Genomic DNA, 17,712 nt, shown 5'->3' with positions numbered 1-17,712 from the left:
GTTAATAATGTATATATTTTTGTCAATAAACTACGTAACAAAATAAAATTGTTGCATTGGCAGTCAGGGGGTTTTATACTCTATTATAAACGTTTGGAAAAAGGCACTATTAAACTATCTGTTTATGAAAAATCGATATTGAGTTTAGGCTTGGATTATTCGGCAATAGTATTGTTAATAGATGGTATTTCTATCACTAATATAAAGCGAGAAAAGCGGTTTCAAAAACATTAATCTTAGTTGTTTTTTTTTGAGTTATGTATTTACTTTAGTGGGGTAATGACACACCAAGAGCTACTTGTTAAAAATCGTAATCTCCAAAAAAAGGCGAAAAGATTCTGTGACCAAAATAGCTTTACTAGAACAGCAACTTCAACAACTTTACAAGCTTATAAGTGGTTTTAAATCCGAGAATTTTATTAATGAAGCAGTTATGGATCAACTATCACTGTTTGGAGAAGATTCCGTAGAAGAAGTAGCAGAGACTCCACAACAGACCATTACTTATACCCGAGATAAGAAAAAACATCAAGGGCGTAATGCGCTTCCAGAAAATCTTCCCGTTCGAGAAGTCATCATCGAGCCCAAGGAAGATACCACAGGACTTACCAAAATAGGAGAAGAAATCACAGAAACCCTAGAATATACTCCTGCTAGTTTGGTTAAACGCAGAACTATTAGTCCTAAATACGCTAAAAAAGAGGAATAAGGCGTTTGAATAGTGATAAAAACGCGCACAAATAGCTTTGGAATTTTTTAGAAAAATGTATTTAGAAGAAAGAACCATCAAATAAGAGATGCTAAATGATTATGATAAAAGAAAAGTACTTCGTGTTCAAAAAGTCAAACCGTTATTGGAACAAATCAAAACATGGATAGAAGCAGAACAGTCCAATGTATTGCCACAAAGTCCTATCGGAAAAGCAATGACTTATTTTACAAATCAATATCCAAAGCTAAAAACCATCTTTAATGATGGACGTATTGAACTGGACAATAACTTAATCGAAAATGCGATCCGACCCATGGCAATTGGCAGAAAGAATTATTTGTTTTGTGGATCACATGAAGCAGCACAAAATGCTGTAATGCTATATTCCTCATTTGGAAGTTGCAAAATACAAAACATCAATCTTAGAGAATGGCTGGAGGATACCCTACAAAGAATCTCCGATCATAGCATACTAAAACTTGAAGAACTATTACCTGGATATCAGTAAAAATCTAAAACGTAGTTGCTCGGATGGATTTATATTTTAGGAGAAATTATATTTTCAAAACATTACACAAATACGAATAAAGAAACTATAGTAATTGATGCTTTTAGCGAAGGCATCTATATTATGAATATTGAAGAAAATGGCATTGTTGTTTATAGTGGCAAAATCGTAAAAAAATAATCAGTTAAACTATTGACAAGCGTCCCAAACGGCGTCTGCTGGTGTTGGGGCAATAATTTCTATGGGTTCTTTTTTAACTGGGTGAATAAAACCTAGCATTCGGGCGTGTAAATGAATTCCTCCGTTAGGGTTACTCCGTTTAGCACCATATTTTAAATCGCCTTTAATTGAACACCCTATTTTGTTGAGTTGCGCGCGTATTTGATGGTGTCGGCCAGTATGTAACTCAATTTCTAAAAGTGAAAAGTTATCTAATTTTTTTAGTAGCTTATAGCTTAAACTTGCTTTTTTGGATTCAGGAACTTCTTTAATATGCGCGTAGGATTTATTTTGCTTTGTATTTCTTTTTAAAAAATGTAGCAAATTACCTTCAGGTTTGGGGGGAGTAGGGCTTACCACTGCCCAATATGTTTTTTGTGTCTTTTTTTCTGCGAAAGCTTTATTCAAACGCGTTACCGCTTTGCTAGTACGGGCAAAAATAATGACACCTGATGTCGGACGATCAAGTCTGTGCACTACACCTAAAAAAACAGCGCCAGGCTTGTTATATTTTTTTGCAATATATTGTTTTACAACTTCGCTTAAAGGCATGTCGCCCGTTTGGTCTCCTTGCACAATATCGCCAGCCCTTTTATTAATGGCAATAATATGATTGTCTTCATATAAAATAGATAAATTATCGGGTGTGGAGCGTGTTTTCAAAAGCGTTGCGTTTAGAGTAAAACATAAAAGCTAACAGTAAATAATACCATTAGCTTTCAATAATAATTGCAAATATAAAATTATGATGAATTTGTTATGTAATTTTATAAATTATTAATTCATCAAATCAAATACTGAGTTACAACTATATTAATATTAAATTATTAAAATTTGTTGTTAATTAAAAACAAAATGTTTCTTTTCTCCGTACTGATCTAGAAAGCTAACCATAATATCTTCATTTTCAGCTTTTGACTGCAATATTTTTTTCACCTCACTCACACTATTTACTGGAGTTTCATCAATTTCGGTGATAATGTAGCCTTCTAAACCATATCGTTTCATAGTATTACTAACTACTTGACTTATTTTTACACCGTGTTTGGCTCCGTAATGTGCTAAATCATCTTCGGTTGCATTAATAATTTCAATACCAATATCTCTTAATTGGTAACTTTCGTAAAGACTTAAGGTAACAGGTATTTCTATTAATTTATTGTTACGCATAACACTTACATTAAGTACGTCATTTGGTCGTTTACTATTTACATATCCTGTTAAATCCGAAAATTTACGAATGCCATAACCGTCAATTTTTTTAATAATATCTCCTTTTTTAATTCCACTTTTTTCAGCACCACTATTTTTGCTTACGCTAGAAACAAAAACACCTTGCGAATATTTAATTCCTAGCTCTTTAGCAGCATTTTGGCTAAATGTGCCACCCGAAATGCCTAAGATAGCTTTTTGAACATCACCGTACTCTAAAATATCTTCAACAATTTTACGAGCGTTGTTGGAAGGAACTGCAAAGGCATAGCCAACGTAGCTCCCAGTTTGCGAAGTGATTGCAGTGTTAATACCAATAAGCTCACCTTTAGTATTTACCAAAGCACCGCCACTATTACCAGGATTTATGGCAGCATCAGTCTGAATAAAGGATTGCATGTTTCGGTCATTTTCATCTAAATCCCTAGCTTTCGCACTAATTATTCCAGCAGTTACGGTTGAAGTTAAATTGAAAGGATTTCCAACGGCTAATACCCATTCGCCAATTTTGGTGTTGTCTGAATTTCCGAAAGGGATATAATCAAACTTTTCATCAGATGCTATTTTTAATAATGCAATATCTGCGTTAGGATCAGAACCAACAATTTTGGCTTCGTAAGATTTATTATTATTTAATGTAACACGTACCTCACTAGCTCCTTTTATTACGTGATTATTAGTTACAATATAACCATCTTCGGTTATAATTACACCTGAACCAGCACCAACAATAGCTTTTTCTAATTTACCACCATTACGCAAGTAATCCATGTAATTTCTTGGCCTGCGGTAGGTAGATACATTTTTTACATGCACTACAGAATTTACCGTTTCTTCAGCGGCATTGGTAAAATCTATGTCTAATGCAGCAGCGCTTGTCGTGTTTGAATTTGTATAGTTAGGCATACCACTTGTGGTATGTAATTTTGGTGTAGGTAAAGGCGATGTGAATTCAGTTTCCGAATTAGTAATACCTTCGGACTTATCATTATTATTATTATTATTATCTATAATTTTTTGAGTTCCCAGGGCTACAACCCCACCCACAATACCTACTAAAAGTAATGATGCGAATTTTTTCATATTCAAAAATTTTATTATATAATCGTTTAATTAGCTACAAAGACAATACCAATTTTTATTTTATCAAGTATTGGAATAAAAATGATCAAGTTGTCATTTCTACATACGTAAAATAGTATTTGCTTATGCTAAAATGTCATTATTAATTAAAAAGTAATACTACTACACTAGTATTTGCAAATTTTGTTCTATAAATAGTACGCTCTAAAATAAATAGTGTTGCACTTAATCTGCTCTTTGTAATTAAATAACTACCTAACGTGGTCGTTTTTTATTTCGTACTCAATCAAAAAACGCTTAGATTATTTTTTATGAATTTAATATCAGAGCCAGTCACATTCTTAATTTAAAAAATAATGTACTTAATTTAGTGTACTAAAAATTAATAATTCATTTAGTCGTAAACTATTAGAATTCCTATACCTTTGTAAGCCGAAAAACTAAATAATGAATATTACTTTTTATAAATATCAAGGAACAGGTAATGATTTTGTTATTATTGACAATCGTTCCAAATTTTTATCAAAAACTGATACAGATTTAATTGCTCATTTATGTGATCGAAAATTTGGAATTGGTGCCGATGGTTGTATGTTTTTGGAAGAACCTACCAAAGCAGGTGATGATTTTACCATGGTGTATTTTAATGCTGATGGAAATGAAAGTACCATGTGTGGTAATGGAGGACGATGTTTGGTGGCGTTTGCCAAGCATTTAGGTGTAATTACAGATAAAGCTAATTTTACAGCCATTGATGGTCCTCATGATGCTACAATATCTGAAGATTTAGTAAAATTGGGGATGCAAAATGTGTCAACTATTAACGCAACTGGTCAGCATTGGTTTTTGGATACAGGTTCACCACATCATGTTCAGGAAGTTGAAAAATTAGCTGATTTTGATGTGTTTACTCAAGGTAGAAAAATACGCAACGGTGCACCCTATTTTGAAGAAGGGACTAATGTGAATTTTGTAGAAAAAATAAATAAGGATTCATTTTCGGTACGCACTTATGAGCGCGGTGTTGAAGATGAAACTTTATCCTGTGGCACAGGAGTTACTGCTGTGGCAATTGCAATGCATACAGCTAACAAAACTACTGCCGAAAAAATAAATATTGAAACGCCAGGAGGCAAATTGACTATTAGTTTTACAAAAATGAGTACCCAATATACCAATGTTTACTTGGAAGGTCCTGCAAAATTAGTGTTTAAAGGAACAATTACATGGTCACGCTAAAAGGATTTTATATTTATTTACGCGCTTTAGAGCCTGAAGACTTAGAGTTTATCTTTAAAGTAGAAAATGATGAACGTATTTGGGAAGTTAGCGCAACTCAAACACCTTATTCACGTTTTTTAATTAAACAATATTTAGAAAATGCTCATTTAGACATTTACGAAGCCAAACAATTGCGTTTGGCTATCTGCACAAAACACGATCAACAAATCATAGGTTTAATTGATTTGTACGATTTTAATCCTACGCATAGGCGGTCTGGTGTTGGAATTTTAATTTTAGATACTGAAAAACGCAGAAAAGGCTATGGCACCGAGGCGTTGAATTTGCTTATTAAGTACGGTAAAACACATTTGCATTTGCATCAGCTTTATGCCTCTATTGCTGAAGATAATAAAGTAAGTCAGGAACTATTTTTAAAAAAAGGTTTTAAATTTGTAGGGCAACGAAAAGACTGGACTTTAGTAAATGGAGCCTTTAAAAATGAAAATTTATACCAATTAATATATGTACATTAAAAAGATACTATTACTAATTGTTGCAATTACTTTAGTTGCAGGAAGTATTTTTTCCTACACTGTTTACAATAAGATATTTGATCCAAACACCAGTTTTACCGAAGAAACTAAAGAGGTTTTAATACCCACAGGAAGTTCTTTTTATGACGTAGTAGCCAAGGTTTCTCCATTTATTAAAGATGTGGAATCATTTTCGTGGTTAGCAAAAAAGAAGGGCTATGCTACCAGAGTTAAACCAGGTAAATACCTGTTAGTAAAAGGGAGTAATAATAATGAGTTAATTTCCAATTTAAGAAGTAGAAATATTCCAATTAAAATTAGCTTTAACAATCAGGAACGGCTGGAAAATTTGGCAGGTAGAATTGCTCAACAAATTGAAACCGATAGTATTTCTTTATTAAATGTATTTAAAGAAGAAGCCTTTTTAACTGAAGCGGGATTCAATTTAAACACTGCCTTGTCGATGTATATACCAAATAGTTATCAGGTGTTTTGGAATATTTCTGCGGAAGGTTTTAGGAATAAAATGCTAAAAGAATACAAGCATTTTTGGAATGACAAACGTGTCAAAAAAGCACAAAATATAGGCTTGAAACCTGTTGAAGTAATTACATTGGCATCTATAGTGCATAAAGAAACAGTTAAAGCAAGTGAACGACCGAGGGTAGCAGGTGTATATATGAATCGGTTAAAAAAAGGAATGAAATTGGATGCCGATCCAACCGTAATTTATGCAATCAAAAAATCAAGTAATAATTGGAAAAGAGTGATCCGCAGAGTGCTGCGTAAAGATTTGAAATTAGTGCATCCTTATAACACTTATAAAAATAAAGGCTTACCTCCTGGACCTATTGCCATGCCTGATATTTCAGCCATTGATGCTGTTTTAAATTATGAAAATCATAATTACTTCTATTTTGTTGCTGATGTAGAAAAATTTGGATACCATAAGTTTTCAAAAAACCTGAGGCAACACAATAATTATAGCTCTAAATACCATAAATGGGTAAATAGTAAAGGAATTAAACGTTAAATTGTAATATTCTTTTTTTTCTTCGTTTGTTCATGTAAATTGTAAAATAGGGGTTAAAAAACTTAGAATATCGTAATTTTTTGAAGTGCATTTCCTACAAAAAATATTTTTATTGTACATTTGCCTCGCTAAACAGAAAAAGTAATATATGGTCAGAACCAACGAGTTAATTCGTGTTTCTGTATTGCCCTTAGTTATTGGTTTGTTAGGACAATGGCGAGCAATTGATCTTTTAGAGATTTCAAAAAGTTTTCGTAATTCAAATACTATTGAAGAATTATGTTATGAATATCCTGCCGCTAGTAACAAGCATTTATCGGATACAGATGCTGAAAACTACCACCTTTTCTTAGAAAATGATTTTATAGGTTTTAAAGAAGCATTGGCTTTTAAAGAATCACAAGGAAGGTATGGTGTTATTAATCGATTTGGTTACTTGGGTAAATATCAATTTGGAAAAGGAACCTTAGCTTTAGTTGGCGTTAGAGACACTAATTTGTTTTTAAACTCTCCGGAATTACAGGAAAAAGCTTTTAAAGCTAACGTATCCCGAAATAAGTGGGTGTTACGAAGAGACATTAAACGTTTTGTTGGGAAAGTAGTAGGTGGAGTACTTGTTACGGAATCTGGTATTGTAGCAGCTGCCCATTTGGGAGGTCCAGGATCAGTTAAAAAGTTTTTACGAAGCGGTGGTAAAGTAGCTTTTAGAGATAGATTTGGGACTTCTATTGTTGAATATATGGATAAGTTCAAATCTTATGATCTTTCCGATATACCAGTAAATAAAAAAGCAAAAGTAGATTTGGTGGGTAGGATATAAGTGTTCTTTTTAAAAAATATCAAATTCTACTCCTGGACGGTTTCAAGTTTCTGCTGTAAAAATGGCTGAAATATGTTATTAAGCAGTGAGCTTGTGTTATCATTTTAATTGAATATACATTTTACTTTATATTTTTTGTTTTCAAAAAAATCAAATAAGGGTTGTGGTGTTTTAATCTTCTAAACCTACATACTCTTTTGGCATATTTTAGATTTACGGTTATAGGATTAATCTTTGTGTAAAATAAAAATACAAGGTCTTTTGTGAAGGTCAATACTGTTCTTAATTTTCTTCCATTCAAACACAGCCAGGGTTTTAATGTATTCTGTAGTAAGTGTTACGTCTACGGCAATACAAAGTCTGGTGTTTGGGTGAAGTGTAGTAATTAAATCCTCCAATAATTTATCGTTCCTGTAGGGTGTTTCAATGAATAACTGGCTTTGATTTTGCTCGTATGAAAGTCGTTCAAGTTGCTTGATTTTTTGTTTTCGTTCTTGTTTATCAATAGGCAAGTAGCCATTAAAACTAAAGCCTTGTCCATTCATGCCGCTACTCATCATAGCTAAAAGTATGGAAGAGGGACCAACCAACGGCACAACCGCAATACTTTTACGGTGTGCAATTTGCACTATATCAGCGCCAGGATCAGCAATACCTGGGCATCCAGCTTCGGATAATACACCAACATTAAATCCTTCAAAACAAGGGGCTAAAAAATTGGGGAGCTCAACTTCATCCGTAAACTTATTTAATGTATGCATGACCAAATTTGATTGTGTTTTGGCTGGAGAAATCTTTTTTATAAATCTACGCGCAGTTTTTTCGTTTTCTACAATGTAATGGTTGGTGCTTTCTATTACCTTTTTTATAGAAATAGGAAGTACTTCTAATTTAATATCATCACCAAGTCTTGCCGGAATCAAAAAAAGTTTACCAGTGGTAGTTTCGCTCATAGGAGGTTGTTGTAGATTTTAATTAGTAGCGCTCTAATTTAGGAAAAAAGTTTCACAGTTTACACCACAAAAAAGTGGGAAACATTTGGAGTTTGCTAAATCCGTTTGGCCAAAATAGAGCAAGCAGTATCTAAAAGTGTGTATACGTTATCAAAACCTTTAGAACCCCCGTAGTAAGGATCCGGAACTTCAGCGTTACCAATAGGATTAATTTCATTGAGTATCATGGCTACTTTATCCTTTTGAACTTGATTAGTAGCTAAAGCAATGATGTTATTGTAATTTTCAGTGTCCATGGCAAAAATATAATCGTAGGTATCAAAATCAGCCACTGAAAACTGGGCTGCACGTTGATTGGTAATATCAATACCATTTTTACGTGCAACGTTTATTGATCTTATATCGGGAAGTTTACCAATGTGGAAACCGCCTGTGCCAGCCGATTGCACATTGTATTTTTTTGGGTTTAACTTTTGCTGCAAAATTCCCTGAGCCAATGGGGATCGGCAAATATTTCCCAAACAAACCATTAAAATGTTAATGCGCTTGTCACTCATTATATAGTTAGCTTTTTGTGCAAATCTTCTACGTATTTTTTAAATTGCTTGTCTGTCATACTTAAATTATCAACAGTTTTGCAAGCATGTAGTACTGTAGCATGATCACGTTTTCCTATTTGGCTTCCAATACTAGCTAATGATGCTTTGGTAAGTTTTTTAGCAAAAAACATAGCTAATTGTCTGGCTTGCACAATATGACGCTTACGTGTTTTTGATTGTAAAGTTTCTACATCCATTTGAAAATAATCACTGACTACCTTTTGAATGTATTCAATAGAAACCTCGCGTTTGGTGTTTTTCACATAGTTTTCTACAATCGTTTTCGCTAAATCAATTGTAATATCCTTTTTATTAAAAGATGAATGTGCAATTAACGAGATAATTGCTCCTTCAAGCTCGCGAATATTTGTTTTTATATTATGAGCTAAAAATTCAACAATATTTTCAGGCATTTCCACACCATCGCGATACAGTTTGTTTTTAATAATTGAGATTCGCGTTTCAAAATCAGGCTGATTCAATTCTGCCGAAAGGCCCCATTTAAATCTGGATAATAAGCGTTGTTCAATATCTTGCATATCTACAGGTGCCTTATCACTAGTTAAAATAACCTGCTTTCCATTTTGGTGTAAATGATTAAAAATATGGAAAAATACATCCTGAGTACCAGCTTTACCTGAAAGTAATTGAATATCATCAACAATAAGTACATCAATAATTTGGTAAAAATGAATAAAATCATTTCTATTATTCTTTTTTACAGACTCAATGTATTGCTGTGTAAATTTTTCAGCTGAAATATAAAGTACAGTTTTATCCGGATATTTATCTTTTATGTCAACCCCAATGGCATGGGCTAAATGAGTTTTACCTAAACCAACGCCACCAAAAATAAGTAAAGGGTTAAAAGAAGTTCCTCCTGGTTTATTGGCTACTGCCAAACCTGCTGAACGAGCCAAACGATTAGAATCTCCTTCAAGAAAATTTTCAAAGTTATAATTTGAATTTAGTTGCGAATCAATTTTAACATCTCTAATACCAGGAATGATAAAAGGATTTTTTAATTCAGGACTTTTTGCCTTTAACGGAATATCAACTTTTTGTGATTGAACATCAGATCTATTCGTACTTGGAATTTTTTCTGTGTAAGGAACCTTGTCATCCACACTGTTTTCCATACGGATTACATAAACCAATTTAGCCTGTGATCCTAATTGTTTAACTAATGCGATTTTTAACAATTCAACGTAATGCTCTTCCAGCCATTCGTAAAAAAACTTACTAGGTACCTGAATACTCAATGAATTATCTACAAGCTTTACCGCTTTTATGGGTTCAAACCATGTTTTGTATGCTTGCGGAGTAATATTGTCCTCAATAAATGATAGACAACTGTCCCATGCTTCTTGAGCTGTTATAATCATTATAAAATTTAAACGTTGGTTGGTTATAAAAGATTGAAAAGAGGTAAAATAAAAAAATAAATTTTCCCCAATAACTATGTCACAAATATGTGAACAAAAAACTGAATAAAAAAACTAAATCCGACTTGACTTATAACTTTTTTTTGCCTATTAAGTGTTAATTTTGACACTACAAATTTATTTTTCTTAAAATCGATTAAATGACATATTTTTCTTCAAAAACAACTGTAAAAGTACGCTATGGTGAAACCGATAAAATGGGCGTAGTTTACCATGGTAATTATGCGCAATATTTTGAAATTGCGCGTATTGAATGGTTGAAGGAGTTGGGATTTTCGTATAAAAAAATGGAAGAGGAAGGAGTAATGCTTCCCGTTGTAGCATTACATACAAATTTTAAAAAATCAGCTTTTTTTGATGATATATTAACCATTACTACTACATTGAAAAATGTTCCTACTGCCAAGATAGAATTTGAGTATGAATTGCACAATCAACAGTCTGAATTGTTAACAACAGGCAGTACAACGCTAGTGTTTGTGTCTACTGAAACAAACAGGCCTATAAAATGTCCGGATGAAATGTTACAAAAAATTAAAAGCGAAATGACCTAGTTTTTTTAAATGGAATCTTCGTTTTTTTTGTGAATGGATACCCCGTAAATACTTGTAAGTAACAAAATATTTTTTTTAGTGTCGCTTTTCGGACTTTCAATCCAAATTTGACAATTATTATTAAAATCTTTTTTGCCAATAATAAGTTTATGCTGTTTTATTTTTCGCATCACTTCATTGATAAGGGGATATTCAAATTCAATATGAATAGTTTTGGTAATAAGTTTGGTTACAATTGTGGCGTTTGATAAACTTTCTTGTGCCGCCGTTCTGTATGCGCTTATTAAACCGCCGACTCCCAGTTTTACGCCTCCAAAATAGCGCACAACAACTACTAGCGTATTTGTTAATTCGTAGGACTGAATTTGACCTAATATAGGTTGGCCAGCAGTATTGGATGGTTCACCATCGTCATTGGCGCGATACCGAATAGTTGAAGTCCCCAATCGCCAAGCATAACACCAATGGCGTGCCTGGTAATGTTCTTTCTTAATTTGGACTAATATTTCCTTAATTTCCGTTTCAGAAGTTACGGGATAACTATAGCTAAAAAACTTGCTATTTTTAATTTTATACAGGCTTTCGCCAGAAGGTATTGCTAATGTTTTATAGTGATCACTATCCATTTTTAGTTAAAATTTCCAGAAACACTAACCAAAACAATACCTACAGCAGCTAAAAGGATTCCTAATTTATTTTGTTGGGTTAGTTTTTCTTTAAATAACAGCACCCCTAAAATTGTAGTAACTAGTAATACTCCAACATTATTTACAGTAAATAATGTAGAACTTTCCATTCCTTTATAACTTATAGCCTGTACCAAAAAGTATATAGAAAAATAGTTACATACTCCTAAAACAATTCCACCAATTAGGTTTTTAAATTCAAAAGTAAACTTCTTTTGCAAGGCTTGGAAAATGATAATTAAAATACCTGTGAAGCCAGCAGTAACAAATAATGTGGCCGAAAAAATGGAAACGTCCTGAGGTTTTACAAAATTGGTTTGTAGAAATTTTAGACTAGTATCAATCAGTCCGCTTCCTATAAAAACAAGAATGGGGAACAGTAATGAACTGCTTTTAATTTTATTTGGGTTTACGGTTACTAAATAAATTGAAAATAATGCAATTAAAATGCCTAATACTTTAATGCGACCAATGGTTTCATTGTATACAAAAACTCCGAATAAAATTGGGATAACTACACTCATTTTACTGGCTACAGCTACTACCGACATGCCATTGCGCTGTGTAGTAATAGCCATTGCATAAAATACAGCTATAAATATCAATCCCAATCCCAACGAATAATAAAACCATGAAAATTGAGTAATTTGAGGTATAGTAATTGGTTTATTGTGCGCAATATATCCACAAACCGCAGCCACTAAATAGTTAAATATGATGGCTTGTATGGTATTAATTTTAAATTTTGCAAACAGTTTAAAAACAACAAATAGTACACTTGATGCACAAATACTGAGTAGTAAGTAACTCATAAAATAGTAGGATTTTTAATAAATAATTGGCTTACATCTTCTTTTCCGGGAATTAAATTCCATACGTGTATGCCTAATGCCTTGGCAGCGTCGGTATTTTGCTTTAAGTCATCAATAAATAAAGTTTCGTTGGCTTTTAGGTTGTTTTGTTGTAACACAAATTCATAGATTTCAGCGTTAGGTTTCCTGAAACCTATTTCTTGTGATAAGTAGAACTTATCAAAACACCTTTTAAATTCATCAAAAAAAGGAACGTTTTCTTTAACCCATTCAATGTGTAGGTAATTTGTATTGCTTAAAAGAAATAGTTTGTATTTTTTTTGTTGCGCAAGGGTTTTTAAAAATTCTAATCGAGAAATAGGAAAATCTTTTAAAATACTATTCCACGCCTCAATAATTTCGTTGGTATCCACTTCGGGTAACCATTTTTGGTAAGTGTCTAAAAAAGTATTTGTATTTATTTTACCTATTTCATAAGTATCATTTATGAGCGAAATATCTTTTAAGGGTGCATTTAAGCCCAAGGATAAAAAAGCATTTATTGGTGCGGGTTTATCCAAGTTGATAAAAATATCTCCAAAATCGAAAATGATATTTTTAATTTTTTGAGTATTCATTTAAAATGTAGTGTTAGTGTAGTGGGTAATAACATCATTTTGTAGGGTTGAAACTTTAGTTTCACCTTGTATTTTTGGTGCTTTGGTACCTTGCTTTAAAAAAACTGTAGTACTTTTATATACCGTTGCTTCATCCCACAAGTTAGCATCAATAAAGGTTTGTAATAGTTGCGCTCCTCCTTCAATAATTAATGATTGAATTTGTTTTTTGTATAGAATATCACAAATTTGAGTAGCAATACTATCATTTGAGTTAATATATTCATAAGTGAGGTTGTGGCTATTTTTGGGGTGTTCTTTTGTATTGGTAATAATTATGGTCGGTTGCTCTTGATTATAAATAGTGCTATTTTGTGGAATACGTAAATTTAAATCCAGAACTACTCGTAACACATTACTGCCTTTCCATAAACGAGTTGTTAAACTTGGATTGTCACTAACTACTGTAGTTGTTCCTACTAAAATAGCTTGTTCATGTGCACGTTGTTTATGAACGGATTGTTTTGAAAACTGATTGCTTATCCAAATAGGTTTCCTCGCTTGATTTTTTGATGAATCAGAACCTAAAAGACCATCAGCAGTTTGCGCCCATTTTAAAAAAATGTAAGGACGCTTGGCATTATGAAATGTAAAAAAACGCTTATTAAGTAATTGACTTTCGCGTTCTAAAACACCAACAATAACCTCGCAGCCAGCATCCATTAACTTTTTTATTCCGCGTCCTGAAACGGCAGTAAAAGGATCAATAGTGCCTATAATTACTCGTTTAATGCCGGATTTTATAATCAGGTCACTACATGGAGGTGTTTTTCCAAAATGGCTACAAGGTTCCAAACTCACATAAATGGTTGCGTCAGCAAGTAACGTTTTATCCTTTACGTTATTAATGGCATTTACTTCGGCATGTGCCTCGCCAGCTTTGTAATGCCAACCTTCGCCAATAATTTTGTTGTTATGTACTATCACACTACCAACCATGGGGTTTGGGGAGGTAGTGCCCAAGCCGTTTTTGGCTAATTGTAGGCAACGTAACATAAAGTCCTGTTTACTCATAGTTTAATTTTGACTTTGTTCGTTTGATCAATTCGGTAATTGTATTTAAAAGGGCCTTTTTTGAAAAGTAAGTCTCCTTTAAATGAAATAGGAATTCTTTTGGAGGTTAACATGTTGAGCACGCTGTTTACAAGATCTTTTTGATCCTTTGCTAAAATTTTATCAATAGAAAATTTACCCTGTAATGGAATAGCAAACGTATCTTTGGAGGGGATATTAAATTCTTCGGTTTTTAATTGCCCGATTAAAACACCATCAGCAAAAACATCAATATTTTCAGTAATCAAATTTCCACCAACATCATTGTTGTTTTTAAAAAGCGCATCCGCTTTAAATGTAATTGAATCGTTTGAAATGTTTTGGATATTAATTTTGTTTACTTTAATAAAGGTCGGTTTTTCACTGTAATTACAGCTAGTGGTAATGAATACCAGTATACTAAACCATGTGTATAAAACTTTCATAACTCCAAAAATTTACATCTCAAAAATACGGCTAAATTATGGGATACTCCTTATTTTTGGCTGTGCTGATTATTAGTTTTCTTTAAAAGTTATACGGATACTGATTTTTAATTTCTTAAATAAAAATTAGGAATTTATTATTTGGGTGAGAAGAAAAATACAAGCGTATCTGTAGCTACTTTGAAAAGTATTAAGTAAAAAAAATATCGTAAAGATCATTTTAAATGAGAAATTTAGTTTCGTAAACTGGATCAGTAGTTCAATTACCATGATAATTCAATAAATGTTATTACTTCAGCTAAATAATGATTTTGTGAGCCGTTTAATACCCATGTATGGTAAGGAGGAAGCACAACAGTTTTTTTATATCCTTTGCGAAGCTTATTTAGGGTACAAAAAGGTTGATGTAGCATTAAATTCACATCAGGCAATAACTGCCAAATTTGTGCAAAAATTTGAAAAAGCTGTTGAACGATTAGTTACGTGGGAGCCCATACAGTATATTTTAGGATCAGCTTATTTTTACGGCAACGAATTTGTAGTAACTAAAGATACATTAATACCCAGACCTGAAACTGAAGAATTGGTGGATTGGATTGTGAGTGATAGTGAAAATGCGGAAAAAAAAATTTTAGATATTGGAACAGGTTCTGGCTGCATAGCTACATCATTAGCATTGCAATTACCTGCGGCAAAAGTGATAGCGGTGGATATTTCCATCGGTGCTTTGGTAACGGCAGCTGAAAATGCAAAAAGATTGCATGCCTCGGTAAATTTTGAACAACAGGATATTTTAAGTGCCACTTCATTTTTAGATGTTTATGATGTAGTTGTTTCCAATCCGCCTTACGTTCGTAATTCGGAAAAGGAATTTATGCAACCTAATGTGTTAGAATTTGAACCCCAATCGGCCTTATTTGTGTCTGATTATAATCCATTACTTTTTTATAAAAAAATAGCGCACTTATTTCTAGCGCAAGCAAAAAAAGATGCCATATTGTATTTTGAAATTAATGAATATTTGGCAGAAGAACTCTCTATTTTTTTAGTAGGTATTGGTTTTAAATTGCCAGAAATAAAAAAAGATTTCAGAGGAAAAGATAGAATGTTAAAAGCTATTTTAAAATAGATACCATGACGATTGCAGAAAAAATACAAAACCTTAGAGCAGCATTGCACCAGCATAATCATAATTATTACATTTTGGATAATCCTACGATTAGCGATTATGATTTTGATATGCTGTTAAAGCAATTACAGGAACTCGAAACAGCTTACCCAGAGTTTGATGATCCAAATTCGCCCACAAAAAGAGTTGGAGGTGGAATTACCAAAAATTTTGAAACTGTAGTGCATGAAAATCGTATGTACTCATTGGATAATTCCTATTCAAAAGAAGATTTATTGGATTGGGAAAAGCGAGTGCGAAAAATAGTAGATGGACCAGTTTCGTACACCTGCGAATTAAAGTACGATGGAGCATCCATTAGTTTGACTTATGTTAATGGGCAATTACAACAGGCAATTACACGTGGTGATGGTTTTCAGGGCGATAATGTTACCGAAAATATAAAAACGATACGTACCGTACCATTGCAATTAAAAGGCGATTTCCCTGAAAAGTTTGATATCCGAGGAGAAATCGTATTGCCATTTGAGGGGTTTGTAAAAATGAATGAAGCTCGTATAGAAGCGGGAGAGGAGCCCTATGCAAATCCCAGGAATACAGCGTCAGGAAGCTTAAAATTACAAGACAGCTCCGAAACAGCTAAGCGCCCTTTAGAGTGCTTGTTATATAGTTTAGTAGGTGTAAACTTAGGAGTTACTACTCAGTTTGAAAGCTTGGAAAAAGCCAGGTCATGGGGGTTTAAAGTACCCGAAATTGCTGCTTTAGCACATTCTATTGATGAAGTTATGGAATTTGTAAACCTGTGGGATAAAAAACGTACAAATTTGCCATATGAAACAGATGGCGTAGTTATAAAAATCAATAATTTACAGCAGCAAGAAGAGTTGGGATACACAGCCAAGGTTCCCCGTTGGGCAATGGCTTATAAATTTAAGGCAGAACAGGTGGTAACTAAGCTGGAAAGTGTAGCTTATCAAGTAGGTAGAACAGGAGCTATTACACCTGTAGCAAATTTAGAGCCTGTAAATTTAGCAGGTACAACGGTAAAACGTGCATCACTGCATAATGCCGATCAAATTGAAAAACTAGATATACGGATTAGTGATACGGTATTTGTTGAAAAAGGCGGAGAAATTATTCCTAAAATAGTAGGTGTTGCGGTTGAGAGTAGAGCGGAAGATAGTGTTCCTATTCAATACGCTACTCATTGTCCGGAATGTGATACTTTATTAGTACGTACCGAGGGCGACGCCAAGCATTATTGTCCAAATGAGTTTCATTGTCCACCGCAAGTTATTGGTCGTATTGAACATTTTATTTCACGTAAAGCCATGGATATTGAAGGTCTAGGAGGTGAAACAGTAGCATTGCTAGTGAAACAAGGTTTAGTACATGATTATACTGATTTGTATACCCTTACGGTAGAAGATATACTGCCATTAGAGCGTATAGCTCAAAAAAGTGCTGAAAATTTAGTAAATGGCGTTGCAGCTTCGGTTAAAATACCTTTTGAGCGGGTACTTTTTGCCATTGGAATTCGATTTGTAGGTGAAACTGTAGCTAAAAAGTTAGCAAAGCATTTTAAAGATATCGAAGCACTGGCAAACGCTTCAGTAGAAACGTTAGAAAATGTTGATGAAATTGGCGTTAAAATTGCGCAAAGTGTAGTAGCTTATTTTAATAATGAAGTGAATATAAAGCAAATTGAAAAGCTACGTAATTTTGGGGTGCAATTGAAGCTGTCTGCGGAAGATTTAGAAGGACAAACAGAAACGTTAAGTGGAAATTCTTATGTGGTTTCAGGAGTGTTTACTCAGGTTTCGCGTAAGGAATTAAAAGAACTTATCGAAAAACACGGAGGGAAAGTTTCAAGTGCAATTTCATCAAAAACCTCATATTTAATTGCAGGAGATAAAATGGGACCAAGTAAGCTTGCAAAAGCAGAATCCTTAAAGGTGCCAATTTTAAGCGAAGCCGATTTTTTAGCTATGTTGCCATAAAATAATGAGTTAAAGTGTTGATTTTTATAAAATAAGCATGTATATCCGTAAAAGCT

Annotated in this window: 21 protein-coding genes; 11 read left to right on the top strand and 10 right to left on the bottom strand. The window is 33.2% G+C overall.

Going from position 1 to position 17,712, the window contains the following annotated elements; all coding sequences use genetic code 11:
• The 4 genes from tnpB to GMC_RS22950 form a co-directional block, all read left to right on the top strand.
• The coding region (gene tnpB, locus GMC_RS21090; protein WP_010521046.1) for an IS66 family insertion sequence element accessory protein TnpB at nt 1-234 on the top strand (234 nt) is incomplete at its 5' end.
• Between the two features lie 106 nt (nt 235-340).
• Nucleotides 341-709, top strand: coding sequence for an IS66 family transposase (locus tag GMC_RS22105; protein ID WP_010521045.1), 369 nt, complete (start codon nt 341-343; stop codon nt 707-709).
• Nucleotides 710-797: 88 nt separating this feature from the next.
• Nucleotides 798-1,220 (top strand): IS66 family transposase, encoded by a 423-nt coding sequence (locus GMC_RS22100; protein ID WP_010521044.1) that lies wholly within the window; start codon nt 798-800, stop codon nt 1,218-1,220.
• 15 nt (nt 1,221-1,235) lie between these two features.
• Nucleotides 1,236-1,400, top strand: a complete 165-nt coding sequence (locus GMC_RS22950) for a T9SS type A sorting domain-containing protein (protein WP_138940565.1) — start codon at nt 1,236-1,238, stop codon at nt 1,398-1,400.
• Between the two features lie 9 nt (nt 1,401-1,409).
• On the opposite strand, the gene GMC_RS0104660 is transcribed toward GMC_RS22950, so the two are convergent.
• Nucleotides 1,410-2,102 carry an RluA family pseudouridine synthase gene (locus GMC_RS0104660; RefSeq protein ID WP_010521043.1) on the bottom strand — a complete coding sequence of 231 codons (693 nt, stop codon included), beginning with the start codon at nt 2,100-2,102 and terminating at the stop codon, nt 1,410-1,412.
• Between the two features lie 177 nt (nt 2,103-2,279).
• Nucleotides 2,280-3,734 carry a trypsin-like peptidase domain-containing protein gene (locus GMC_RS0104655; RefSeq protein WP_010521042.1) on the bottom strand — a complete coding sequence of 485 codons (1,455 nt, stop codon included), beginning with the start codon at nt 3,732-3,734 and terminating at the stop codon, nt 2,280-2,282.
• Nucleotides 3,735-4,181: 447 nt separating this feature from the next.
• On the opposite strand from GMC_RS0104655, the gene dapF reads away from it, so the two are divergent.
• The 4 genes from dapF (at nt 4,182) to GMC_RS0104630 (ending at nt 7,344) form a co-directional block, all read left to right on the top strand.
• Nucleotides 4,182-4,973, top strand: a complete 792-nt coding sequence (gene dapF, locus GMC_RS0104645) for a diaminopimelate epimerase (protein WP_010521041.1) — start codon at nt 4,182-4,184, stop codon at nt 4,971-4,973.
• Nucleotides 4,961-5,491 (top strand): GNAT family N-acetyltransferase, encoded by a 531-nt coding sequence (locus GMC_RS0104640; protein ID WP_010521040.1) that lies wholly within the window; start codon nt 4,961-4,963, stop codon nt 5,489-5,491. The genes dapF and GMC_RS0104640 overlap by 13 nt, the downstream gene beginning before the upstream one ends.
• Nucleotides 5,481-6,524 carry an endolytic transglycosylase MltG gene (mltG, locus tag GMC_RS0104635; protein WP_010521039.1) on the top strand — a complete coding sequence of 348 codons (1,044 nt, stop codon included), beginning with the start codon at nt 5,481-5,483 and terminating at the stop codon, nt 6,522-6,524. The genes GMC_RS0104640 and mltG overlap by 11 nt, the downstream gene beginning before the upstream one ends.
• Nucleotides 6,525-6,672: 148 nt before the next feature.
• The gene (locus tag GMC_RS0104630) at nt 6,673-7,344 is read left to right on the top strand and encodes a hypothetical protein (RefSeq protein WP_010521038.1); all 672 of its coding nucleotides are present in this window, start codon (nt 6,673-6,675) and stop codon (nt 7,342-7,344) included.
• 227 nt (nt 7,345-7,571) lie between these two features.
• Here GMC_RS0104630 and GMC_RS0104625 read toward each other — a convergent pair whose 3' ends face one another.
• The 3 genes from GMC_RS0104625 to dnaA form a co-directional block, all read right to left on the bottom strand.
• On the bottom strand, nt 7,572-8,297 hold the full coding sequence (locus tag GMC_RS0104625; protein WP_010521037.1) for an SAM-dependent methyltransferase: 726 nt from the start codon (nt 8,295-8,297) through the stop codon (nt 7,572-7,574).
• Between the two features lie 95 nt (nt 8,298-8,392).
• Nucleotides 8,393-8,854, bottom strand: coding sequence for a low molecular weight protein-tyrosine-phosphatase (locus GMC_RS0104620; protein ID WP_010521036.1), 462 nt, complete (start codon nt 8,852-8,854; stop codon nt 8,393-8,395).
• Complete coding sequence (gene dnaA / locus GMC_RS0104615; protein ID WP_010521035.1) at nt 8,854-10,281, bottom strand: chromosomal replication initiator protein DnaA; 1,428 nt, start codon at nt 10,279-10,281, stop codon at nt 8,854-8,856. Before dnaA ends, GMC_RS0104620 begins: the two co-directional genes overlap by 1 nt.
• A gap of 200 nt (nt 10,282-10,481) precedes the next feature.
• Here dnaA and GMC_RS0104610 point away from each other — a divergent pair, with 200 nt between their 5' ends.
• Entirely contained in the window at nt 10,482-10,895 is a 414-nt protein-coding gene (locus tag GMC_RS0104610) for an acyl-CoA thioesterase (protein WP_010521034.1), read from the top strand.
• Nucleotides 10,896-10,900: 5 nt separating this feature from the next.
• On the opposite strand, the gene GMC_RS0104605 is transcribed toward GMC_RS0104610, so the two are convergent.
• From GMC_RS0104605 to GMC_RS0104585, 5 genes are read right to left on the bottom strand one after another with little or no spacing between them, the layout of a single operon-like run.
• A complete protein-coding gene (locus GMC_RS0104605; protein WP_010521033.1) occupies nt 10,901-11,521 on the bottom strand; it encodes an IMPACT family protein in 621 nt (206 codons plus the stop codon).
• A gap of 2 nt (nt 11,522-11,523) precedes the next feature.
• Nucleotides 11,524-12,393: an EamA family transporter gene (locus GMC_RS0104600; RefSeq protein WP_010521032.1), complete on the bottom strand. Its 870-nt coding sequence runs from the start codon at nt 12,391-12,393 to the stop codon at nt 11,524-11,526.
• Nucleotides 12,390-13,010 carry an HAD family hydrolase gene (locus GMC_RS0104595; protein ID WP_010521031.1) on the bottom strand — a complete coding sequence of 207 codons (621 nt, stop codon included), beginning with the start codon at nt 13,008-13,010 and terminating at the stop codon, nt 12,390-12,392. Before GMC_RS0104595 ends, GMC_RS0104600 begins: the two co-directional genes overlap by 4 nt.
• Complete coding sequence (gene ribD, locus GMC_RS0104590) at nt 13,011-14,063, bottom strand: bifunctional diaminohydroxyphosphoribosylaminopyrimidine deaminase/5-amino-6-(5-phosphoribosylamino)uracil reductase RibD (RefSeq protein ID WP_010521030.1); 1,053 nt, start codon at nt 14,061-14,063, stop codon at nt 13,011-13,013.
• Nucleotides 14,060-14,527: a hypothetical protein gene (locus GMC_RS0104585; RefSeq protein WP_010521029.1), complete on the bottom strand. Its 468-nt coding sequence runs from the start codon at nt 14,525-14,527 to the stop codon at nt 14,060-14,062. The genes ribD and GMC_RS0104585 overlap by 4 nt, the downstream gene beginning before the upstream one ends.
• Nucleotides 14,528-14,840: 313 nt before the next feature.
• Here GMC_RS0104585 and prmC point away from each other — a divergent pair, with 313 nt between their 5' ends.
• Nucleotides 14,841-15,656 (top strand): peptide chain release factor N(5)-glutamine methyltransferase, encoded by an 816-nt coding sequence (prmC, locus tag GMC_RS0104580; RefSeq protein WP_238527924.1) that lies wholly within the window; start codon nt 14,841-14,843, stop codon nt 15,654-15,656.
• Between the two features lie 5 nt (nt 15,657-15,661).
• Nucleotides 15,662-17,656, top strand: a complete 1,995-nt coding sequence (gene ligA / locus GMC_RS0104575) for an NAD-dependent DNA ligase LigA (RefSeq protein WP_010521027.1) — start codon at nt 15,662-15,664, stop codon at nt 17,654-17,656.
• Nucleotides 17,657-17,712: the final 56 nt, after the last annotated feature.

Source organism: Aquimarina agarivorans, assembly GCF_000218485.1.
Classification (GTDB): domain Bacteria; phylum Bacteroidota; class Bacteroidia; order Flavobacteriales; family Flavobacteriaceae; genus Aquimarina; species Aquimarina agarivorans.
This window is presented reverse-complemented; position numbering and strand designations above follow the sequence as displayed.

Coding starts and splice junctions, on each gene's coding strand:
- mltG (WP_010521039.1), top strand. CDS start 5,481: ATGTACATTAAAAAGATACTATTACTAATTGTTGCAATTACTTTAGTT.
- GMC_RS0104600 (WP_010521032.1), bottom strand. CDS start 12,393: ATGAGTTACTTACTACTCAGTATTTGTGCATCAAGTGTACTATTTGTT.
- GMC_RS0104585 (WP_010521029.1), bottom strand. CDS start 14,527: ATGAAAGTTTTATACACATGGTTTAGTATACTGGTATTCATTACCACT.
- GMC_RS0104655 (WP_010521042.1), bottom strand. CDS start 3,734: ATGAAAAAATTCGCATCATTACTTTTAGTAGGTATTGTGGGTGGGGTT.
- GMC_RS22100 (WP_010521044.1), top strand. CDS start 798: ATGCTAAATGATTATGATAAAAGAAAAGTACTTCGTGTTCAAAAAGTC.
- ribD (WP_010521030.1), bottom strand. CDS start 14,063: ATGAGTAAACAGGACTTTATGTTACGTTGCCTACAATTAGCCAAAAAC.
- GMC_RS0104630 (WP_010521038.1), top strand. CDS start 6,673: ATGGTCAGAACCAACGAGTTAATTCGTGTTTCTGTATTGCCCTTAGTT.
- GMC_RS0104625 (WP_010521037.1), bottom strand. CDS start 8,297: ATGAGCGAAACTACCACTGGTAAACTTTTTTTGATTCCGGCAAGACTT.
- GMC_RS0104595 (WP_010521031.1), bottom strand. CDS start 13,010: ATGAATACTCAAAAAATTAAAAATATCATTTTCGATTTTGGAGATATT.
- GMC_RS0104620 (WP_010521036.1), bottom strand. CDS start 8,854: ATGAGTGACAAGCGCATTAACATTTTAATGGTTTGTTTGGGAAATATT.
- dapF (WP_010521041.1), top strand. CDS start 4,182: ATGAATATTACTTTTTATAAATATCAAGGAACAGGTAATGATTTTGTT.
- ligA (WP_010521027.1), top strand. CDS start 15,662: ATGACGATTGCAGAAAAAATACAAAACCTTAGAGCAGCATTGCACCAG.
- GMC_RS0104605 (WP_010521033.1), bottom strand. CDS start 11,521: ATGGATAGTGATCACTATAAAACATTAGCAATACCTTCTGGCGAAAGC.
- dnaA (WP_010521035.1), bottom strand. CDS start 10,281: ATGATTATAACAGCTCAAGAAGCATGGGACAGTTGTCTATCATTTATT.
- GMC_RS0104610 (WP_010521034.1), top strand. CDS start 10,482: ATGACATATTTTTCTTCAAAAACAACTGTAAAAGTACGCTATGGTGAA.
- GMC_RS0104640 (WP_010521040.1), top strand. CDS start 4,961: ATGGTCACGCTAAAAGGATTTTATATTTATTTACGCGCTTTAGAGCCT.